This is a genomic window from Paenibacillus sp. PvR133 (assembly GCF_017833155.1).
Lineage (GTDB): Bacteria > Bacillota > Bacilli > Paenibacillales > Paenibacillaceae > Paenibacillus > Paenibacillus polymyxa_B.
This window is the reverse complement of sequence record NZ_JAFIBS010000001.1, coordinates 2,119,801-2,138,699: the sequence shown is the minus strand read 5'-3', so window position 1 is coordinate 2,138,699 and position 18,899 is coordinate 2,119,801. Positions and strand designations below refer to the sequence as shown.

Below are 18,899 nucleotides of genomic sequence, written 5' to 3'. Positions count from 1 at the left end.
ATAAAACAAAAAAAGTCGATCCCTCAGGACCGACTTCTAGCCACGTTCTCTTATAACCTTACCTTCGCACGCGAGTTACTTCGAAATATCCAAAAAGCCCTCTCCGAACACATCCCGCACGTCATGAATGGTGATAAATGCTGCTGTGTCGATGGCTTTCACTATCTTTTTAAGCGCTGATACCTCTTGTTTACTAATGACGATATACAGCACTTCTTTTGGATTTTTAGTGTAATATCCGTGGCCTGACAGGACGGTAACTCCACGATCCATTTTCGTGATAACCATCTCGGCAATTTTATCTTGGTGCTCCGAAATGATCATGACCGCTTTTTTAGGGTTTAGTCCTTCGATCATGAAGTCCATCACCTTCGTACCAACGTACAAAATAACGATAGTTAGCATCAATTTTTCTGGACCAATAATAAAATAGGAAGAGAACGCGACAATCAAATCAAAAAACAGCAGGCCATAGCTGATATTCCAATCCAGATACTTGTTGGCAATTCGGGCTAAAATGACCGTTCCCGCCGTAGTGCCGCCTACCCGTACAATTAAGCCAATGCCGACCCCCACCAAAACTCCGGCAAATACAGCATTAATCGTCGGCTCATGCGAATCAATCCGCCAGTTGACCGTTAAATGTAGAAACAGCGAGTTAAAAGCGACCGCAATTATAGTGTACAGGGTCGTTCTCTTGTCCAAAAATTTATATCCGACAATCAACAGCAAGCCATTGATCACCAGATTGACGATCGAGGGAGACCACTGAAACAGGTAGTACAAAATGATCGTAACCCCTGTAACGCCCCCCTCACCAAACTCATTCGGGATCACAAACAGATTAACAGCTAGCGCGAAAAAAAACGCACCCAGAATAATAAATGCGATGTCTGCAATACTTTTTTTCATATATGCTCTAATCCTTTCTCTAACATTTCAAAGGATGAATCGCCAGATGGATTGGCTGACTCTTGTTGTCAAAATACGCTGACAACCAGTTCATGGTATCTACTACCAAACATAAAGTCAATACAACTTTGACACTTTAATTCGCCACCAGACTGCCTCAATCCTGACTTGGATTCCGCAAAATTCTCCTTTTACAAGGTTTTTCGACAAAATAACACAATCCCGACTACTAAACTAAGAAAACGGGCCTCTAGCCCTTGTTTTAGACCTAGGCACATTTTCCTCTAAAACGACCATCCTCCTAATCAACATTTTGGACACATATGACCATCTTCCTGTTTTATGTCAAAAGCGTTTTACTTTGAAAAAATGTGGGTATAATGATTGAAACATTACCAAGCAACCTACATAGCATCACGACATCAAGTACATACAAATAGTCCTATACAGACGTCCTAAGCAACTCAATCTGAATTTGACAATATGGAATTGGAGGAATGACCTACATGAATACAATGAACTTAACCGTCCACACCCTGATGCCCTTTCACCACCAATACCAACGTGCCAACGCGGTGAGTATGCAGAAGAAAGAAGATAGCTCGGAGAAGAAGCTCAGCTTTCAGGACATTTTGAATGAAAAAATGGGTAAAAAATAAGGCGCCGTTTATCCGGTTGCATGATCCGCTTTACATAAGCTAAAAAGCCGTAGTTTCCTACATCGACTGTAGAGAACCACGGCTTTTTTAATTCATTTGCCTAAACTCCCACGTTCGTTTTACTGACCTCCATCCCGATACTGCTCTGCCTTCTCACGCATCCCGGCAGCTACTGCTTCTTGAGTGTTCAGCCCCTTATCCGCTGCATAGGCGCGAATGTCCTGAGTGATACGCATACTACAAAATTTGGGGCCGCACATCGAGCAAAAATGTGCTTCCTTGGCGCCCTCTGCCGGTAGCGTCTCATCATGGTAGGACAAGGCCCGCTCGGGATCAAGCGACAGATTGAACTGGTCCCGCCAGCGGAACTCAAAGCGTGCCTTGGACAAAGCATCATCCCGCTGCTGCGCCCGTGGATGACCTTTCGCCAGATCGGCAGCATGTGCCGCAATTTTGTAGGTAATGACACCCTCACGGACATCATCCTTATTGGGCAGACCCAAATGCTCCTTAGGCGTAACATAACACAGCATGGACGTCCCGAACCAACCGATCATCGCCGCCCCGATGGCTGAGGTAATATGATCATATCCGGGGGCAATATCCGTCGTGAGCGGTCCCAAGGTATAGAAAGGAGCTTCCTTACAAATCTCCATTTGTAAATCCACATTCTCTTTAATTTTATGCATAGGGACATGTCCTGGCCCTTCAATCATGACCTGAACATCATGCTTCCAGGCGATTTGCGTTAGCTCGCCCAACGTTTCCAGCTCTGCAAACTGTGCTTCATCATTCGCATCATAGATGCTACCCGGACGTAGACCATCCCCGAGAGAAAAGGCCACATCATAGGCTTTCATAATTTCGCAGATTTCTTCAAAATGCGTATACAAAAAATTCTCCTGATGGTGCGCAAGGCACCAGGCTGCCATGATCGACCCACCACGGGATACAATTCCCGTCATTCTATTCGCCGTCATCGGTATATACCTCAGCAATACACCCGCATGAATTGTAAAATAGTCCACGCCCTGCTCCGCCTGCTCAATCAGCGTATCGCGATACAGCTCCCACGTCAGCGCTTCTGCTTCGCCGTTCACCTTTTCAAGTGCCTGATACAGCGGTACAGTCCCAATCGGTACAGGAGAATTCCGAATGATCCATTCACGTGTTGTATGGATATTACGGCCTGTGGACAGGTCCATAACTGTATCCGAGCCCCAACGCACAGCCCAGGTCATTTTTTCCACTTCCTCCTCGATGGAGGAGGTAACCGCAGAATTACCAATGTTCGCATTGATCTTCACGTGAAAATGACGCCCAATGACCATTGGCTCACTTTCCGGGTGATTGATATTCGAAGGCAAAATGGCTCGTCCAGCCGCCAACTCCTGCCGTACAAACTCAGGCTCCACCCCTTCGCGGATCGCCGCAAATTCCATTTCGGGCGTAATGATCCCTTGCCGCGCATAATGCATTTGCGTCACTACACGTCCTAGCGAAGCACGAAGCGGACGGTTGGTCACGCCGGGAAATTCCACTGTCTCCCGTTTGGAGCCAGGTTTCAGTCCATTATCCTCCGGCTTGACGGCGCGTCCCTCGTAAGCCTCCACATCGCCCCGTTCCAGGGCCCAAGCTCGCCGTAATGGAGGCAGGCCCTGACGGATATCGACCTGATAGGCTTCGTCGGTCATGGGACCGCTCGTATCGTACACACGCAATGGCTCATGATGCTCCGTGCCCTGCGGCGTATGTGTAGGATGAAGAGCAATTTCGCGCTCTGGCACGGCAATGTCCGGCCGTGAGCCTTGAATATATACCTTACGGCTCCCCGGAAAGGGCGTTACCCCTCTGGCTTGCTCCCCGTTTGTCTTCTCTACCTCAACTTCTTTTGTTCCTACCAATCTTACTTCTGTTGATTTCAATTCTGTTCCTTTTGTTCCTTCTACTTCTGTCGGCTTCATTGTCCATTCCTCCCGTTTCGATGAAATGACACACCGATCCGGAACCATTCCCAGGGTGGCGCTGATCTATGCAAAAAAGCCGGTTCCCTAGGGAACCGGCTAATCTAACGAGGCAGCTATCCAGACAGTACGCATGTGGAATAATCCTATTCCAATGCGCCACTGTAGACAGCAGCCGCGTATACATTTCAATGGCCGATTACTTCCCTACGCTGGTATGATCCAGATCAGGTGCAAAGGGTCCGGAATCTTGCACGATTCCATCTCAGCCCGGCATTACAGGCTCCCCCAGTAACTGTGATACTTCTATTCACATGAGGCGGCTATAACAGATATCCCGCCATCCTTACCAGACTACTTTAAATTTATGGCTTTGGCAACCCTTCTAGGTTCCCTTTACTAAGGAGACGCTCCCCATCAAATCACTTTGCTTGCTTCAACTGTGCTCATTCTTGTTACGGAAGCATAAGTCCCATTTCCTTCGCCGCTTCAATCAAAATCGGAGCAAAGTCATGTAGCGTCTCGGGTGCAAGCCGACTGACCGGACCGGATACAGATAAAGCCGCAGTGACCTGTCCCTTCCGGTTTACAATTGGGGCAGCCACAGCAGCAGCCCCTGGCTCCCGTTCTTCATAGCTGGTCGCATAGCCCGTCTCGCGAATGTCCTGCAGCTGGGCTTTATAGACCTCCGGGTCTACTGAGGACGGCCATTCATCCCCGCTTAGCAGGGCTTCCAGCTCTTGCGGCGGCATAAAGGCTGCCAGCACCTTGCTGGAGGCCCCTACAGCCAGCGGCATACGCGCACCTACAGGCGCAACCCTGCGGATCGCCTGATTGCTCTGCACGGCTTGTATGCGAATACGCATGCTGCCGTCCCGTAAGTACAAGCTGACCGTCTCGCCCAGACGATCACGTAGTCCTTCCATTGCAGGCTGTAACAACACCGCCGGCTCGTCGCTTTGGGACAAATGCGTGGATAGCTCCCAAATGCGGAAGCCAAGTCGATATTTTTCCGTTTCGGCATTCCGAACGACAAAGCCCCGATCCTCTAACGTAGTCAGCAGCCGATGAACCGTGCTTTTATGTAGACCAATTTTGGAGGCAATCTCCGTCAGGCCAAGATCCGAATCTGCGGTAAAACACAGCAATATATCAAGTGCACGCTCTACAGCGCGAACGGTTAATTTACGGTCTTCCATCGTGAAGCGCTCCTCTTGTATCCATATTCGTTTCACACTATGAAACATGGTTACATAAATTATATAGAATAGTCGCGGCTACTGTAAACCGATGTTTTTGTGACAACCATATTACAGAACGAGAACAAACATCGACAATTCTTTGCATCATTTTTACTTTTCCGGTTCAGGCGTTGACTTTGGATAATCCCCATCATACGATAATAGGTATCTATACGGATCTACACTACTATTTTCAAGTGGAATTATACCTAAATTCTATGAAACGAAGATCAATTTTATATAAGGAGGCTCTTACATGATTTCGACATCCCAGCGCAACGCTCAGCTACAGACCGCTGTTCAGGAGCCGTCCACCCCACTCTTTAATCCCCGTCTGCTGCGGTTCAAGCACGTTGTGATTGCTCTGCTGCTGTCGGTCGTCTTTTTTCTGTTGTTTTGTTTTATTGCCTTGCATGCTTACATCGCATGGGTACTTACGAATCCCACCGTTGCACCACTGTACTCTAATCCGATGCAGGCTAAAAGCATGCCTTATGAGGAAGTCAGCTTCCCTGCCAAGGATGGTAGCCGCATGGTACAAGGCTGGTATATCCCGGCGGACCAATCGCGGAAAACGATTATTTTCAGTCATGGCTATGGGGCTAACCGCGAAGAAAGCTGGATTCCCATGTATGATTTGGCGCATTATGCCCACAGTTTGAACTTTAATGTGGTCATGTTCGATTATGGATTCGCGTCACAAAACAGCAAAGCAGTCGCAACCGGAGGCAAAGCAGAATCCCAACAGCTCCTCGGAGCAATTCAGCTTGCGAAGCAACGCGGCTCGTCGGAGATTATCGTATGGGGCTTTTCCATGGGGGCAGGAACCGCTCTTCAGGCGGGCTTGCAAACCAAGGATGTGGACGCAATGATTTTGGACAGCACCTTCCTGCTGGAGCCAGATACGCTGTACCATAACATTCACAATCAAATTAATCTGCCAAGACATCCGTCTTTGGAAATTCTGGAGTTGCTGTTTCCAGTCTTGAACGGAACCAGCTTGCATCAAATTCCATATCAGGAAGTTAAAAAGGAAAACTATCCGTTCCCGATCATGTTTGTGCATGGTACACAGGATGAAAAAGCTCCTTATCCTATTGCGGAAAAGCTCGCTGCCAATCAAACCAACCCGCTTTCCAGTGTATGGATTGTTAAAAACGGGATACATGAGCTTATTTTCAGAGAGCACCCTCGTGAATATTTGCGACGGGTATCGACGTTTCTAAGCAGTGTACAGGAGCTGGAGGACAAGAAAACCATCGCTGATGCCCACAAACAAACGACTACGAAGTAAATTTTTCGAAGAACTGTATTCTATTCTTCGTCTGGAAGAAGCCTGCCTATGGACACTTAACCCGTGCCGTAGCTGGGCTTCTTTTTCGTTTTCCATGGGTATTCATTGTTTTATGTAACAGATGTGACCGGATTAAGGGAGTTCATAGACATATTCCTGATGAGACAGCGAATATACTGGGTACGTATGCATCCAGGGCAGATCTGCCAGATCCGCCGGATAGCCATAGTAGGATACGGGAGGTAAAAAAACGATGCTGAGTACTTATGGGTCTTTCCTGCCCTTACGTGTGCTGGAGGAAATTCGGCATTGGAAGCAGCAGGAAAGTTGGCATGTGGAAGTGATTAAATCCGCTACCGAGGGATTGGAGCCAACTTATGTACGGTTGCTGGATGATTGGCGGACTGTATTCGAACAGACGGAACGCACCGCCATAGAGTTGCTGGAAGAGCAAAGGAGCGTACTCGATCCGGCAGATCAGGCGTGGCATCAGGAATGGAAACAGATGTCGGCTGCTCCACAAGCACATACACACGAATTCACTGAACATTCAAAACAGTCAAGGGGATTAGACGCATCATCATCTGTAAAGATGCCATTGTCAGAGTCAGCCTTAAACTCTCAGCCTGACTCACAAGAATTAAATCGTCGACTGGAGGATTTGCTGCAAACCGCAAACCGTCAGTCACAGGAGTATGTACGACAGCTCGGTCTGCTGAGCGAGCACAGTCATGCATTGCGTCAGCAGCCAAAATCTGCCGGAGTTGTATTACACGCGGCACATGAAAGCCAATATTTCCTAATCTCGACAACCCCCTTTCAAGAACCTGGCTCCATCGCAAGGGCTGCTAGGTTGTATCATGTAGCGGCAGAGGGTGAGAATTACCCAGAGGAAGCGTTTCGAGAACGGCAGGCAGGCATAAGGGGAGAAGGCGCATGGACGACTAAAAGCGTCAAATCCAGCCAAGCGCAACCTTCGGCAACGGAAAAAACCTCAATCGGCCGCTCGGTTCCTATTGGGGGACATCGCCTACCGCCGCTCCCTTACCCCTATAATGCGCTTGAACCGTATATTGATGAGAAAACGATGCGTATTCACCATGATAAGCATCATTTGAGCTATGTGAATGACCTGAATAAAGCGGAAAAGAAGCTGGAAGAAGCCCGAAAAACAGGTGATTTTGACCTCGTAAAACATTGGGAACGTGAACTGGCATTCAACGGCGCAGGCCATTATCTGCATACTCTTTTTTGGACGATCATGAGTCCTAAAGGTGGTGGAAACCCAAGCGGACCGCTGGCTGAACAGATTAAAAAGGATTTTGGCAGCTACGATGCGTTCAAAAAGCAATTCAGCTCGGCAGCCGAAAAGGTCGAGGGTGGCGGCTGGGCTATCCTGGTATGGAGTCCACGCGCGGGCCGGCTTGAAATTTTGCAGGCCGAAAAGCACCAGAATCTGACTCAATGGGAGTCCATTCCGCTGCTGGCGATAGATGTATGGGAACATGCATATTACTTAAAGCATCAAAATGAGCGTAACAAATACATTGAGGATTGGTGGCATGTCGTTAACTGGCCTGAAGTGGAAGCGCGCTACGATCAAGCCTCCAAACTGAGATGGCAACCCTTCTAAGCTTCTAAGCTAAAGAAAAACTACACCTGCAAATCGTATCGCTCTCTGAGCGCTGCCATTTGTTCGGTCAATCCTTCCAGTTGTACCAACCAGCCATCGGCAGGTAAAATGGCTGTCCGGCTCTCAACGACACGGCGCAGAGATGCCGTGTACGCCTCAACAGACGGCACTCCAGCCAGCTCTGCCAGGCTACCCATCGTTGCTGGATTCACCCGGGGGTAATCCTGCTGCTGCACGCCTGCCGATGTGTCCCCGGCTGCCTCTGTATAGAAATGCTGCACCGCCTGTGCACGCTCTGTACCGCTGCCCTCAATCATCACGAAGGCTGTGATGATATACGCCTTGGCTTGGCGCCGCTGTGCAATGCCGCAAAACTTGCGGCCCCGGACGCTGACATCGTAATCCCCGGGACAGAAGGACCCGAGGATTTCTCCGGTCTGCGCCTCGCCAGACCACGGAACCAGCGCATCGGCAATTAGCGCTGCCATGAGCCGAAAATCCTCATGTAGGCTGATGGCCCGCTGTGGATTCGGCAGGATTAAGGACAGGTTCAGTACCCCTCTGTCCAGCATGACGGCTGCTCCACCCGAGGGGCGTACGCATACCGAGGTTCCCGCGTTGCGCACTCGTTCCATCGCCTGTGGGGCGTAGGGAAGCCTGCGGTCCCGGTGACCGATCACAAGCGCTGACGGATGCCGCCATAGATGCAAAATGGGTGTAGCTCCTTTCCCTACTTGCCGACAAGCCAGCTCCTCCCAAGCCAGCGGAGACAAAACATCCTCCTGAGTGGCCGCGAGTGGCGTTTCAAACCACTGTAACTCAGGCAAAGCTGTTGTTTTTTCCGTTGATCTATGTACATTCTCCATACGTTATCCCCTATCTATAAAAATAACTGTTATCCATAGGCAAATCGTAATTTTAAGGCAGCTATCCCGTCGTCTCTATTTCTGATGTTAACAAAAAAAGGTGGCTACGCCTATGCGTAAACCACCCTTTTTTTGTTCATCACATAAACGTCTTGCGATGTTCGATCAATCCTTGAGCAGCGACAAAAACTCTGCGCGCTGCGCTGCATCATCACGAAACGTACCGCGTACCGCAGACGTTACCGTTTTGCTACCAGGCTTTTTGACACCTCTTGCACACATGCACAGGTGCTCACCTTCCACGACCACCATAACCCCGTGAGCGGAGACCGCTTCATTTAAAATATCAGCGATCTGTGATGTAATACGCTCCTGTACCTGCAATCGGCGGGTTACTGCCTCTACCAGGCGTGCAAGCTTGCTCAGTCCTACAATTTTGCCGCTGGGTACATAGCCGATATGCACTTTTCCGAAGAAAGGAGCCATATGGTGCTCACACTGGCTGTAATAGACGATGTCCTTCACGATCACAAGCTCCTCGTGATTCTCGTCAAATGTCACACCCAACGCATCCCGGGGATCAACCTCATAACCCGCAAATATTTCCTCATACATGCGCGCAACGCGTGCCGGTGTTTCCAACAACCCTTCACGCTTGGGGTCCTCACCGATCAGTTGTAAAATCTGCTCCACATGGTACTCGATTTTATCCCGGTTATCCGCAGCTTTGCGGTTAATATAATCTTTTACGCCAGCCACAGTAATCCTCCTCTATGCAGCAACCTCATGCGGCATCCGTGCTCACGTTGCTCATTATTTCCGACGGCCCTGATTTTTACGCGGACCAGGCTGATTTTTGGAGAACTGTTGGTTCTTCATCATCTGCTGGGCTTTTTGCATTTGTTTCCCATTCAGGTTGTAACCCATCTGTTTGGCCATTTTTTGCAGCGTTTCAGGGTCGTTTTGCATCTTTTCAAGCTGTTTACGAAGATAATAAGCACCGATGAAAAATCCCCCAACCAAACCAGCAATCAGGGTAATAATCGGAATGACAATATTCCACACCACGAAGTCGTCACCTCTGTATATTTATATGAAACATCTTGAATTGCACGAACCTATCATAGCAAAACATGGGACAGCTAGCAAATCACTTTTTGCAAACATATGTCCTTATTGTTTCTCCAAATCCAGCAGCTTCGTCTTGACTGGTAAGCCTCCAGCATAACCGACCAAACTTCCGTTTGCACCCGATACCCGGTGACATGGAAACAGAATGGGTAACGGATTTTTGTTATTGGCTCCACCCACAGCACGTACCGCCTTGGCTCGTCCGATCGATTCTGCAATATCTTTGTAGGACACACTTTGTCCGTACGGAATATTTTGTAATGCACGCCATACCTGCTCTTGAAAAGGAGTGCCTCTCAAATCATAGGCTATACTGAATTCCCGTCGTTCTCCCGCAAAATATTCACGCAGTTGGTCCGCGGCTTCGCGCAGTTTTTCCGGCTCCTGCACATAGACATATTCCCCAATCCATGTTCGGGCCCATTGCTGAAGCAGTGCTTCCTTTGCATGAAAAACGCCATAGTCTATTCGGCACAGCCCCCGATCCGTAGCGCACAGCGTCAACGTGCCCACAGGTGTCTCCATCTCATCATAATAAATGGTGGTTGGACCCTGTGAATCTCCGGCCGTTACTTCTGATATTGGTAATTCAGACGCCTTTTGCTGTTCTGCCTGCTCTTGTTCCTCTAGTTTGGAATGCGCTTGCGCGATCATTTCGCGTACTTGCTCATGTTGTTCCTTCTCTGATGCTTGCTTGATCGCTGTCATAGCGTTCTCCCCTCCTATTCGACTCAAAGCCCACGCCGCCGTGCCTCGTAGCTCGGGACGCGGATCATCCAATAAAACCTCCGTTAACTTGGGCACCGCGCTGATATCCTTGAAATTGCCCAGTCCAATGACTGCATTGCGTTGAATGGGCTTCTTCCCCCGCCAAGCCGCCGCACTTTGTCCAAATTGGTCTTTGAATTCACGGTTGCTCAAATCCAATAACGGCAGCAGCAACGGCTTCACAATTTCAGGATCGGGTGTAAGCTCGGGATGGTGATCCCAGTTGAGACCCCGATTTTTGGGGCATACCATTTGGCAGGTATCACATCCGTATAGCCGATTCCCTATCTTCCGCATAAACTCCTCATCCAGAAAGCCCTTCGTTTGCGTCAAAAAGGACACACACCGCTGGGCATTCAGCTGTCCAGGACCCACAAGCGCGCCCGTAGGACAGGCATCCAAACATTTGGTACACTCGCCGCAACCATCCGTTACCGGTTCATCTGGCTGGAAAGGAATGTTCGTCAACAGCTCACCTAGATAAATCCATGATCCCAGCGTCGGTGAAATCATCATCGTATTTTTGCCGCTAAAGCCAATCCCTGCGCGTTCCGCAACGGCTCGATCCGACAATTCTCCGGTATCCACCATGTTTTTCAATATGGCATCAGGTACCCGCTCACTTATAAAAGCCTCAAGCTTTTCCATCGCTTCGCGTAGTACCAGATGATAATCTTTCCCCCAGGCTGAACGTGCCAAAATACCACGGTACTTCCCCTTGTCCGACTTCGGCGGGTCCTTCATTTTGGAAGGGTACGCCACCGCAATAGCAATCAGAGATGCAGGCTGTGAGCCATACAGCTCCGGGTAGATCCGCTTATCAATATCTGGCTCTTCAAAGCCGGATTCATAGCCTTTCGCACGATGCTCTTCCAATATAGCTTTCAGAGACAGAAAGGGGTCGGCGGATGCGAACCCGATGGAGTCGATACCCAGCCCTGGAGCTGCCTCAATAATTTCCTGCTTGAGCGAAGCCCAAGTCGAAGCGGTTCCGGCAGCCGCCTGAGTCAATCCGCGTTGCATCCGATACTCACCTCTCTTCCACTTTTCATCATTACAGATATGAGGATTTGCAAAATTCTCATATCTCAAATTTCAACAGAAAACAGCAGCAGATGCTACCGTAAATTTTTAACAGCACTGGTCGCCAGAAAATCACAGCGATTATTCAGTTCATTGTCACTGTGCCCTTTAACCTTCACATATTCAACCTCATGCTTACCCATCAGTTCCCACAATTCTTCCCATAGTTCCTTGTTCTCCACTGGCTGGTTTTTACTGTTGCGCCAGCCATTACGAAGCCAATTCTTAATCCAGCCCTGTTTGAAGCAATTGACGACATAGGCAGAGTCACTGTGTACTTTCACATGGCAAGGCTCCTTGAGCAGCTTCAGTGCTTCAATCACGGACTTGATCTCCATACGGTTGTTTGTCGTCATTTTCTCGGCACCTGACAGCTCTTTACGATGTTCCCCATACAGCAAAACAATCCCCCAGCCCCCAGGACCCGGATTTCCCGAACAAGCACCGTCGGTATATACCATCACTTCTTTCATCATCCTCTTCCTTTCCTCATCGGTAACCGCCTGCTCCGTCATGGTCAAGATCGGTTCGGACGTGTTCCGCATTAATTTCAGACTTTAGTTGCTCTATAGCCATTTCCACTCAGATATCGGCCAAAATATAAATTCTGCACGTCCCAGTAAATCTTGAGATTTAATGCTGCCAAAATAGCGGCTATCCTTGCTTGCTGCAGTATGGCGATTATCTCCCATGACAAAAAAGTGCTCCGGCTCCACCGTAAAAGGACCATAATCACCATCCTCCACGTCAGAGTTGGTGTAAGGTTCATTTAGCAGTTCACCGTTCACATACAAATGATTATGTTCAACTCGGATTACATCTCCGGGAATACCTATGACTCTTTTCACTAAAAATCTTGGACTCGACAGCTTGGAATCGGGATCTTTTAAAATCACAATGTCCCCCCTGCCCGGATCATGAAAATTATAAACCAGCTTGTTCACGAACAAATGCTGGCTTTCCATTAGCGTCGGCTGCATCGAATGTCCTCTGACCGTGGACAAGTTAAATACAAACAGGTTCAGAAGCAGCAAGACGACCATGGCAATCAGAAGGGTGACTAACCAATCGCGTATGTAACCAGAGCGACCTGCTGGTTTGGACGTTTCCGGCGAGGGAAGCGGGCCTGGCGAAGGAGCCAAAGCGTCCATAATTAAACCTCCTCAACCCTGTTATAAATAGAAAAGCATATCCCGTACCCGATTGCAACGGTTACTCAGATATGCTCTAAATGTAAATATTATACTTAATGTTATTCAATTCTCTTTATTTCGATTCCCGATTAATGAGGCGCCAAAATACTCAGCTTCTGAAAAGCCTGTAAAATCTGGCTTGCTCCATAGCCCATCGCTTCGTACAAAGGCATGGCCGCACTGTTATGCTTGTCCCCTGCTACCCAAATACGGCTAACCTTACGTTGCTGAAAACGCTGCTCCATGGACTCCACAAGCGATTTGCCGATTCCCATCCGACGACGATCCGGGTGAATAGCGATACGATAGTAACAACCATCATTCTGATCGATCGTGCCGATCAAAGCACCAACGATCTCTCCCTCTTCTTCTGCAACGATGATCAAACCGGAATCCCACGAAAGCTGACGGGCAAACGCACTCACCGTCTCTTTGTAGCACTCCTCTGACAAGGCAATTTGCATGAGTTCCGTTACTGAGTTCACATCACTTAATTGAAAGGAACGAACGTGCATAAGTAATATCTCCCTTTTCGTAAGCATAATAAAAAAATTGAGACAGCACCGTCATTTTTACATAAATCCTTAAATTTCTTATCATGGTGTTAATCACAAGGCATTATGATAAAAATGCATACGATCTGCTATATATGAAATGAAGAACAGGAAAAGGGTGTATGCCCTCAAGTTCGTCATGTCATAGACATGACAGATTATAGCAGACGACAAAAAAGCCGAAATTTCTGCTTCCTTGACCATTAAACCATACTTTTTGATGGAATACATCCCTTTTTCTCATGTAAGCGCTGTATATAAAGCGTTTACATTTCAATGTTCACAATTTACCTCTTATTACCTAGGTATTATGTATTCCAATCGGGTTTTTGGACATGCTAGCTACCAGGCCGTATTGCCCAGTTTGCTATTTTACAAACAAAAATGTTGATTAAATAGGCTGAATGCGGTTTAATATAACTGTCGAGGGTATTATTACATAGGAACACTTACCCAACCATATAACCAGGAGGGATTTTACTATGGCATTTCAATTACCAGAACTTCCTTACGCAAAAGACGCACTGGAACCGCACATTGATGCACTGACAGTAGAAATTCACCATGATCGTCACCATAACACATATGTAACGAACTTAAACGCAGCTCTGGAGAGCGCTCCTGAACTGCAAAGCAAAAGCCTGGAGGATCTGATCTCCAATCTGGACAGCGTTCCTGAAAGCATCCGCACTGCGGTTCGCAACAACGGTGGTGGACACCACAACCACAGCCTGTTCTGGGAAGTTATCGGTCCTAACGGCGGTGGACAACCGACAGGTGCTATTGCTGAAGCAATCAGCAACGAGCTGGGCGGCTACGACAAATTTAAAGAAGACTTCACTAAAGCAGCTACAACACGTTTTGGTAGCGGCTGGGCTTGGTTGGTTGTCGGCAAAGACGGCAAACTGGCGATCACTAGCACTCCAAACCAGGATAGCCCGCTGTCCGAAGGTCTGACTCCGGTACTTGGACTGGACGTTTGGGAGCATGCTTACTACCTGAAATATCAAAACAAACGCCCAGACTACATTGCAGCATTCTACAATGTAATCAACTGGGATGAAGTAAACAAACGTTACGCGGCTGCAAAGAAATAAGCCATAACAACATCTCTATCCTATAATAAAGGGCTGTCTCAAAAGTAGATTTTCTACGAATGAGACAGCCCTTTTGGCATTCCATGGTAAACTGGTGGAGATGATTCTTAAATATAGTCCCTGGAGGTTGATGGATGCAGACTTTTTTTCGTTACAACTGGATGATTCGGGAACAATGGTACCGCTGGTGTGAAGAGGTGTCGCAGGAGGAATTACTGAAACAACGGGTCGGCGGAGTCGGCGGCATTCTAAAGACACTCTTTCATATCGTTGATGTGGAGTGGAGCTGGATTCAAACGATTCAGGGCAAACCCGACTTTCAGGAGGACTTCTCTCTGTATGATACGCTCGACAAAGTCCGTGAGCTGGATGCAAAGTTTCGACTCGATGTCGAGCCGTTCGTGCTCGCCTGGCATGATGGTCTGGAACGGAAAAGGTTTGAAGATCACCTCCCGGACGGCAGGATTGTAATTGATGCCTGGGGCGAGGTGATGCGTCATGTCATCGCCCACCAAATCCACCATATTGGGCAGTTGTCCATATGGTCTCGGGAGCTAGGCAAGCCTCCGGTTTCGGCCAATGTAATCGGCAAAGGGCTGATTGAAAGCGATGGTGGCATCGATTAGCTTTAACGAACATACAAGTATATTCATGTGACTCAGAGCCGTCCTCGGTCATTTTAACGACTGAGGACGGCTCTTTTACTTTTTCATCTATACTCTCTTGTCCATTCCACGCATATTCTCTTCTTTTAACCGTTTTCATAAAGCCTGATTGTAACTGATTAAGTTATTCAACTTATCAATACTCTCTTGGTTCAGAGTGTTGACCTCTTGCTCTTGATAGCACCGTAAGCCAATGTAAATAATGCTCCACATAACAGGGCAATAAGATGAGCGATAAGATAATTCATATGACCATGGTTCTCTGACGCTGCAATTGCAAAGCCAGGAAGAGCCGTGGTTCCGAATCCTATGGCTGTCAGCTTGCTTAAATATACATATGCTCCCGCAATCATTCCTCCAAGGCATCCAGCAATCAGGGGGAACTTATACTTTAAAGTGACCCCGAAGATCGCTGGTTCGGAGATTCCAAAAAGTACAGACCCGAATGCAGAGTAACCCATTTCTTTAACCTTGGTGTCTTTGCGATTCAAAAGAATATACCCCAAAACGGCGCCCCCTTGAGCCATCAAAGCTACTGATGCCAATGGGTTGATAAAATTTCTGCCTGTATCGGTTAACAGCTGCGCTTCTACCGCACCCATAACATGATGTAAGCCTGTAATAACAATGATCTGCTGAATGCCTGCAAAAAACATAAAACCGAATATCCCAAGGTTTTGCGTCATCCAAAGCAGCGAAACGGTGACCAGACTAGCCAACTCTCGCCCAAGAGGGCCGATAATGGTAAACAATAGCAGGGAAGAAACAAAGACAGTCAGCAACGGAGCCAAAAATAGTTTAATCATGTCCGGAACCTTTTTGTTAAAAAACTGATCCAACTTGGCTACCACATATCCCATCATTAGAGCAATAATAATACCGCCCTGAAATCCAACCAACTGTACGGGAAGGCCGAAAAGACTGATCGATTCCGGGTTTTGACTCCCTTTAGCTACCTCAAAGGCATCCGCCAGGGCTGGATGAAGCATAATTGCACCCAGCACAAGCCCCAGAATCGGACGACCGCCATATCTCTTGGTTGCAGAATAAACAACAAGCAGCGGCAGGATGGTGAAAATACCCGTAGAAACGATTTGAACGAAGCGATTGATCCCTTGAAAAATTGGATACATCTCCACAATCGATTTAGGACCGAATAACCCCTTCTGACCTAATAGCCCGGTTATCCCCATTAACAATGCGGCGGCAAGAATTCCCGGCATGATCTCAATGAAGACATCTGACAGCGATTTAATGGCTTTTTGAAAAGGATTTTGCCTTTGTGCGGACTTCGTTTTGACATCACTTAATGACATATCTTCCGTTCCGGTCAGTTTGGAAAATACGGCATAGATATTATTGACCAACCCTGCTCCAAAAATGATCTGCAGTTGGTCCCCCGCTATGAAAACGCCTTTAACCAGATCAATATCTTCAATCTTTTTTAATTCCGCTTTTTCATTGTCCTCAAGTACAATTCTTAATCTGGTGGCACAATGGGCCACACCGATAATGTTGTCTTCACCACCGATATATTTTAAAATTTCTTGAGAAATTTGCTTATACTGCTTTTCTTTTGCTTCCATCTAGTAAAACCTCCTCTAGCTGAGTCAGATGTCTTCTTTAACAAATCTCCAGAACATGCCTAAAAAGTCCTGCTTTACCCTGGCAAGCGTTATGCCGACATGCATTAATTCATCACCGCCGAACAGCTCACCGGTTTCTACATTTCTATAAACGTAGTCTGGATTCAGACCTTTGAATTTTAATGTTTTAATCGCGGCAGCAGGTTGGGATAAAATCTTGAAATAGCTGGCCGCCATTTCCATTTGATCCTCTGATACAAAGCTCCATGCGGCTTCATTTTCATCAAACGGATTAATTATTCTGTAAAACTTCCCAAATTGAATGAGCGATCTCATTTCTTTATATAGAGCTATCTGTTTTTTTACTATTTCTTTTTCCTCAACGGTTAATGTCGTCAAATCTAGCTCATATCCAAAATTCCCGGCCATGGCGACATAACCTCTTGTCTCCAAGGGAGTTATTCTGCCCACTTGATGGTTGGGTACTGTGGAGACGTGTGCCCCCATGGTAATTGGAGGGTAGACAAGACTTGTTCCCCATTGAATTTTCAGTCGGCAAATGGCATCCGTATTGTCACTCGTCCAGGTCTGAGGCATGTAATAGAGCATGCCGGCATCAAAACGGCCTCCTCCACTAGAACAGCTCTCGAATAAGACATGGGGAAACTTTGATGTAAGCTCTTCCATAATATTATAGAGTCCCAGGATATAACGATGCGCCGTCTCCCTTTGTCTCTCAGGTGGCAAGGCTGCCGAACCCACATCCGTCATGTGACGATTCATGTCCCATTTTACATAAGTAATTGGAACGTCCGATAAAATATCGGAAACCGACTTAATAATGTACTCACACACTTCCTTCCTCGATAAATCCAACATCAGTTGATTTCTTCCCAACGTATACGGACGATCAGGGACATGGATACACCAATCTGAATGCTTTCTGTATAAATCGCTGTCTATGGATACCATTTCAGGTTCAAACCACAGACCAAACTCCATACCCAGATTTCGTATGCGGTTTGCAAGATCCGGCAATCCATCTGGAAGTTTGCGACGATCCACCACCCAATCGCCTAATGAAGTATTGTCATCATCCCGTTTTCCAAACCACCCATCATCCAGTACAAACAGCTCCACTCCTACACTTTGAGCCTCCTTCGCCAACTGCTCAATCTTGTCGGCATCAAAGTTAAAGTAGGTGGCTTCCCAGTTATTAATCAGGATCGGCCGCTCCTTGTCACGAAAAGGCCCACGACATAATCTGCTCCTGTATAATTCATGATAAATTCTCGACATACCGCCCAATCCATTTTCGGTGTATACCATGACCACTTCTGGCGTTTGGAACGATTCCTCCGGTTCAAGCAGCCATGTAAAATCAAAAGGATTAATCCCCATCGTGACTCTTGTGTTCCGATAGGAATCTACCTGAGTCTGGGCCGTAAAGTTCCCGCTGTACACCAGATTAAAGGCGTACACTTCACCCTGTTCTTCATCTGTTCCTTCTCTTACAAGTGCCATAAAGGGTGCCTGTTGCGGGCTACTGGCTCCACGGCAGCTGTCTACCATTTGAATTCCGGGTAAAATTTTTCGCCTTGCTATATTTTTTTCATTATTATGCGCACCGTACAAGGTAATTAGTTCGTATTCATCATCACGAAAATCCACACTAGCACTTAACGCTTTAAGCAGTTTTAGCTGCTGCCGACCTTCATTATCGAACCGGACTGAACGGGTGATGACATCCCACTTTTGATATAGGCTATAGGATAGTACAATCTTTACATCAATTAATGGGTCTTCAAGGACGATTTCCAGAGTTTCTACTTCGCCATCATCCTCTGCATAAGTAGAAGGAAGCCCTTTCAATTTGGGCTTGCCTTGGTAAACCTGATGTTCTTTATACCGAAAGTCTGTCACGGTAGAACCATTCTCCAATTGAAGCTGATACGCAGGAATCCTGAAATCACTATTTCCAAATGACGGATATTCTTGTGGGATGGTATCCAGTGAAAAGGCTCGATCCTCACCATCCGGATTGGGTGAAAATCCTCTATCCATAAAGATGATTTTATTGCTTCCCCGATAGTTCTGAATTTTCTTTCCCCAATACAGATGGGCTAAATAACCATCTCGTATAACCTGCATGACATAACTCGTATTGCTGCCTTGTAAATGGAATAAAAGATTCTCTTTATCGATGTGTATAGTCATAGCAACCCCCTTATAGCGCCAATAGTACGTTTTTTC

17 protein-coding genes and 1 riboswitch are annotated in these 18,899 nt (G+C 47.2%); of the genes, 5 read left to right on the top strand and 12 right to left on the bottom strand.

The window, feature by feature from the left end; translation table 11 throughout:
• Positions 1-75 precede the first annotated feature (75 nt).
• Entirely contained in the window at positions 76-912 is an 837-nt protein-coding gene (locus tag JOE49_RS09520; RefSeq protein WP_023987004.1) for a YitT family protein, read from the bottom strand.
• 506 nt (positions 913-1,418) lie between these two features.
• Here JOE49_RS09520 and JOE49_RS09515 point away from each other — a divergent pair.
• Complete coding sequence (locus JOE49_RS09515) at positions 1,419-1,571, top strand: hypothetical protein (RefSeq protein WP_010348453.1); 153 nt, start codon at positions 1,419-1,421, stop codon at positions 1,569-1,571.
• A gap of 119 nt (positions 1,572-1,690) precedes the next feature.
• On the opposite strand, the gene thiC is transcribed toward JOE49_RS09515, so the two are convergent.
• Both thiC and JOE49_RS09505 read right to left on the bottom strand, forming a co-directional pair.
• Positions 1,691-3,535, bottom strand: a complete 1,845-nt coding sequence (thiC, locus tag JOE49_RS09510; protein WP_245248363.1) for a phosphomethylpyrimidine synthase ThiC — start codon at positions 3,533-3,535, stop codon at positions 1,691-1,693.
• 187 nt (positions 3,536-3,722) lie between these two features.
• Positions 3,723-3,835, bottom strand: a riboswitch (TPP riboswitch).
• 155 nt (positions 3,836-3,990) lie between these two features.
• Complete coding sequence (locus JOE49_RS09505) at positions 3,991-4,734, bottom strand: IclR family transcriptional regulator (protein WP_209940972.1); 744 nt, start codon at positions 4,732-4,734, stop codon at positions 3,991-3,993.
• 298 nt (positions 4,735-5,032) lie between these two features.
• On the opposite strand from JOE49_RS09505, the gene JOE49_RS09500 reads away from it, so the two are divergent.
• Complete coding sequence (locus JOE49_RS09500) at positions 5,033-6,070, top strand: alpha/beta hydrolase (protein WP_023987001.1); 1,038 nt, start codon at positions 5,033-5,035, stop codon at positions 6,068-6,070.
• A gap of 253 nt (positions 6,071-6,323) precedes the next feature.
• A complete protein-coding gene (locus JOE49_RS09495; RefSeq protein WP_209940971.1) occupies positions 6,324-7,703 on the top strand; it encodes a Fe-Mn family superoxide dismutase in 1,380 nt (459 codons plus the stop codon).
• Positions 7,704-7,723: 20 nt separating this feature from the next.
• On the opposite strand, the gene JOE49_RS09490 is transcribed toward JOE49_RS09495, so the two are convergent.
• The 7 genes from JOE49_RS09490 to JOE49_RS09460 all read right to left on the bottom strand — a co-directional run bounded on the left by JOE49_RS09490 (position 7,724) and on the right by JOE49_RS09460 (position 13,259).
• Positions 7,724-8,569 (bottom strand): lipoate--protein ligase family protein, encoded by an 846-nt coding sequence (locus JOE49_RS09490; RefSeq protein WP_160789328.1) that lies wholly within the window; start codon positions 8,567-8,569, stop codon positions 7,724-7,726.
• Positions 8,570-8,734: 165 nt separating this feature from the next.
• Positions 8,735-9,328: a GTP cyclohydrolase I FolE gene (gene folE, locus JOE49_RS09485; RefSeq protein ID WP_013308743.1), complete on the bottom strand. Its 594-nt coding sequence runs from the start codon at positions 9,326-9,328 to the stop codon at positions 8,735-8,737.
• A gap of 54 nt (positions 9,329-9,382) precedes the next feature.
• Positions 9,383-9,637 carry a YneF family protein gene (locus JOE49_RS09480; RefSeq protein ID WP_013308742.1) on the bottom strand — a complete coding sequence of 85 codons (255 nt, stop codon included), beginning with the start codon at positions 9,635-9,637 and terminating at the stop codon, positions 9,383-9,385.
• A 105-nt stretch (positions 9,638-9,742) separates the two neighbouring features.
• On the bottom strand, positions 9,743-11,491 hold the full coding sequence (gene queG / locus JOE49_RS09475; RefSeq protein ID WP_209940970.1) for a tRNA epoxyqueuosine(34) reductase QueG: 1,749 nt from the start codon (positions 11,489-11,491) through the stop codon (positions 9,743-9,745).
• A 95-nt stretch (positions 11,492-11,586) separates the two neighbouring features.
• Positions 11,587-12,024 carry a ribonuclease HI gene (gene rnhA / locus JOE49_RS09470; protein WP_023986996.1) on the bottom strand — a complete coding sequence of 146 codons (438 nt, stop codon included), beginning with the start codon at positions 12,022-12,024 and terminating at the stop codon, positions 11,587-11,589.
• Positions 12,025-12,117: 93 nt separating this feature from the next.
• A complete protein-coding gene (gene lepB / locus JOE49_RS09465) occupies positions 12,118-12,702 on the bottom strand; it encodes a signal peptidase I (RefSeq protein WP_028541011.1) in 585 nt (194 codons plus the stop codon).
• A gap of 131 nt (positions 12,703-12,833) precedes the next feature.
• Positions 12,834-13,259 carry a GNAT family N-acetyltransferase gene (locus tag JOE49_RS09460; RefSeq protein ID WP_023986994.1) on the bottom strand — a complete coding sequence of 142 codons (426 nt, stop codon included), beginning with the start codon at positions 13,257-13,259 and terminating at the stop codon, positions 12,834-12,836.
• Between the two features lie 521 nt (positions 13,260-13,780).
• On the opposite strand from JOE49_RS09460, the gene JOE49_RS09455 reads away from it, so the two are divergent.
• A complete protein-coding gene (locus tag JOE49_RS09455) occupies positions 13,781-14,395 on the top strand; it encodes a superoxide dismutase (RefSeq protein WP_023986992.1) in 615 nt (204 codons plus the stop codon).
• 134 nt (positions 14,396-14,529) lie between these two features.
• Positions 14,530-15,021: a DinB family protein gene (locus JOE49_RS09450; protein WP_023986991.1), complete on the top strand. Its 492-nt coding sequence runs from the start codon at positions 14,530-14,532 to the stop codon at positions 15,019-15,021.
• A gap of 191 nt (positions 15,022-15,212) precedes the next feature.
• On the opposite strand, the gene JOE49_RS09445 is transcribed toward JOE49_RS09450, so the two are convergent.
• Both JOE49_RS09445 and JOE49_RS09440 read right to left on the bottom strand, forming a co-directional pair.
• Positions 15,213-16,646, bottom strand: a complete 1,434-nt coding sequence (locus tag JOE49_RS09445) for a PTS transporter subunit EIIC (RefSeq protein ID WP_209940969.1) — start codon at positions 16,644-16,646, stop codon at positions 15,213-15,215.
• A gap of 24 nt (positions 16,647-16,670) precedes the next feature.
• The gene (locus tag JOE49_RS09440) at positions 16,671-18,863 is read right to left on the bottom strand and encodes an alpha-galactosidase (RefSeq protein WP_209940968.1); all 2,193 of its coding nucleotides are present in this window, start codon (positions 18,861-18,863) and stop codon (positions 16,671-16,673) included.
• Positions 18,864-18,899 lie beyond the last annotated feature (36 nt).

Bases quoted from the DNA above. Each gene is read 5' to 3' on its own strand.
- JOE49_RS09455 (WP_023986992.1), top strand. From the start codon at position 13,781: ATGGCATTTCAATTACCAGAACTTCCTTACGCAAAAGACGCACTGGAA.
- thiC (WP_245248363.1), bottom strand. From the start codon at position 3,535: ATGAAGCCGACAGAAGTAGAAGGAACAAAAGGAACAGAATTGAAATCA.
- JOE49_RS09505 (WP_209940972.1), bottom strand. From the start codon at position 4,734: ATGGAAGACCGTAAATTAACCGTTCGCGCTGTAGAGCGTGCACTTGAT.
- JOE49_RS09440 (WP_209940968.1), bottom strand. From the start codon at position 18,863: ATGACTATACACATCGATAAAGAGAATCTTTTATTCCATTTACAAGGC.
- JOE49_RS09460 (WP_023986994.1), bottom strand. From the start codon at position 13,259: ATGCACGTTCGTTCCTTTCAATTAAGTGATGTGAACTCAGTAACGGAA.
- queG (WP_209940970.1), bottom strand. From the start codon at position 11,491: ATGCAACGCGGATTGACTCAGGCGGCTGCCGGAACCGCTTCGACTTGG.
- lepB (WP_028541011.1), bottom strand. From the start codon at position 12,702: ATGGACGCTTTGGCTCCTTCGCCAGGCCCGCTTCCCTCGCCGGAAACG.
- JOE49_RS09445 (WP_209940969.1), bottom strand. From the start codon at position 16,646: ATGGAAGCAAAAGAAAAGCAGTATAAGCAAATTTCTCAAGAAATTTTA.
- JOE49_RS09450 (WP_023986991.1), top strand. From the start codon at position 14,530: ATGCAGACTTTTTTTCGTTACAACTGGATGATTCGGGAACAATGGTAC.
- JOE49_RS09495 (WP_209940971.1), top strand. From the start codon at position 6,324: ATGCTGAGTACTTATGGGTCTTTCCTGCCCTTACGTGTGCTGGAGGAA.
- JOE49_RS09520 (WP_023987004.1), bottom strand. From the start codon at position 912: ATGAAAAAAAGTATTGCAGACATCGCATTTATTATTCTGGGTGCGTTT.
- JOE49_RS09500 (WP_023987001.1), top strand. From the start codon at position 5,033: ATGATTTCGACATCCCAGCGCAACGCTCAGCTACAGACCGCTGTTCAG.
- JOE49_RS09515 (WP_010348453.1), top strand. From the start codon at position 1,419: ATGAATACAATGAACTTAACCGTCCACACCCTGATGCCCTTTCACCAC.
- rnhA (WP_023986996.1), bottom strand. From the start codon at position 12,024: ATGAAAGAAGTGATGGTATATACCGACGGTGCTTGTTCGGGAAATCCG.
- JOE49_RS09490 (WP_160789328.1), bottom strand. From the start codon at position 8,569: ATGGAGAATGTACATAGATCAACGGAAAAAACAACAGCTTTGCCTGAG.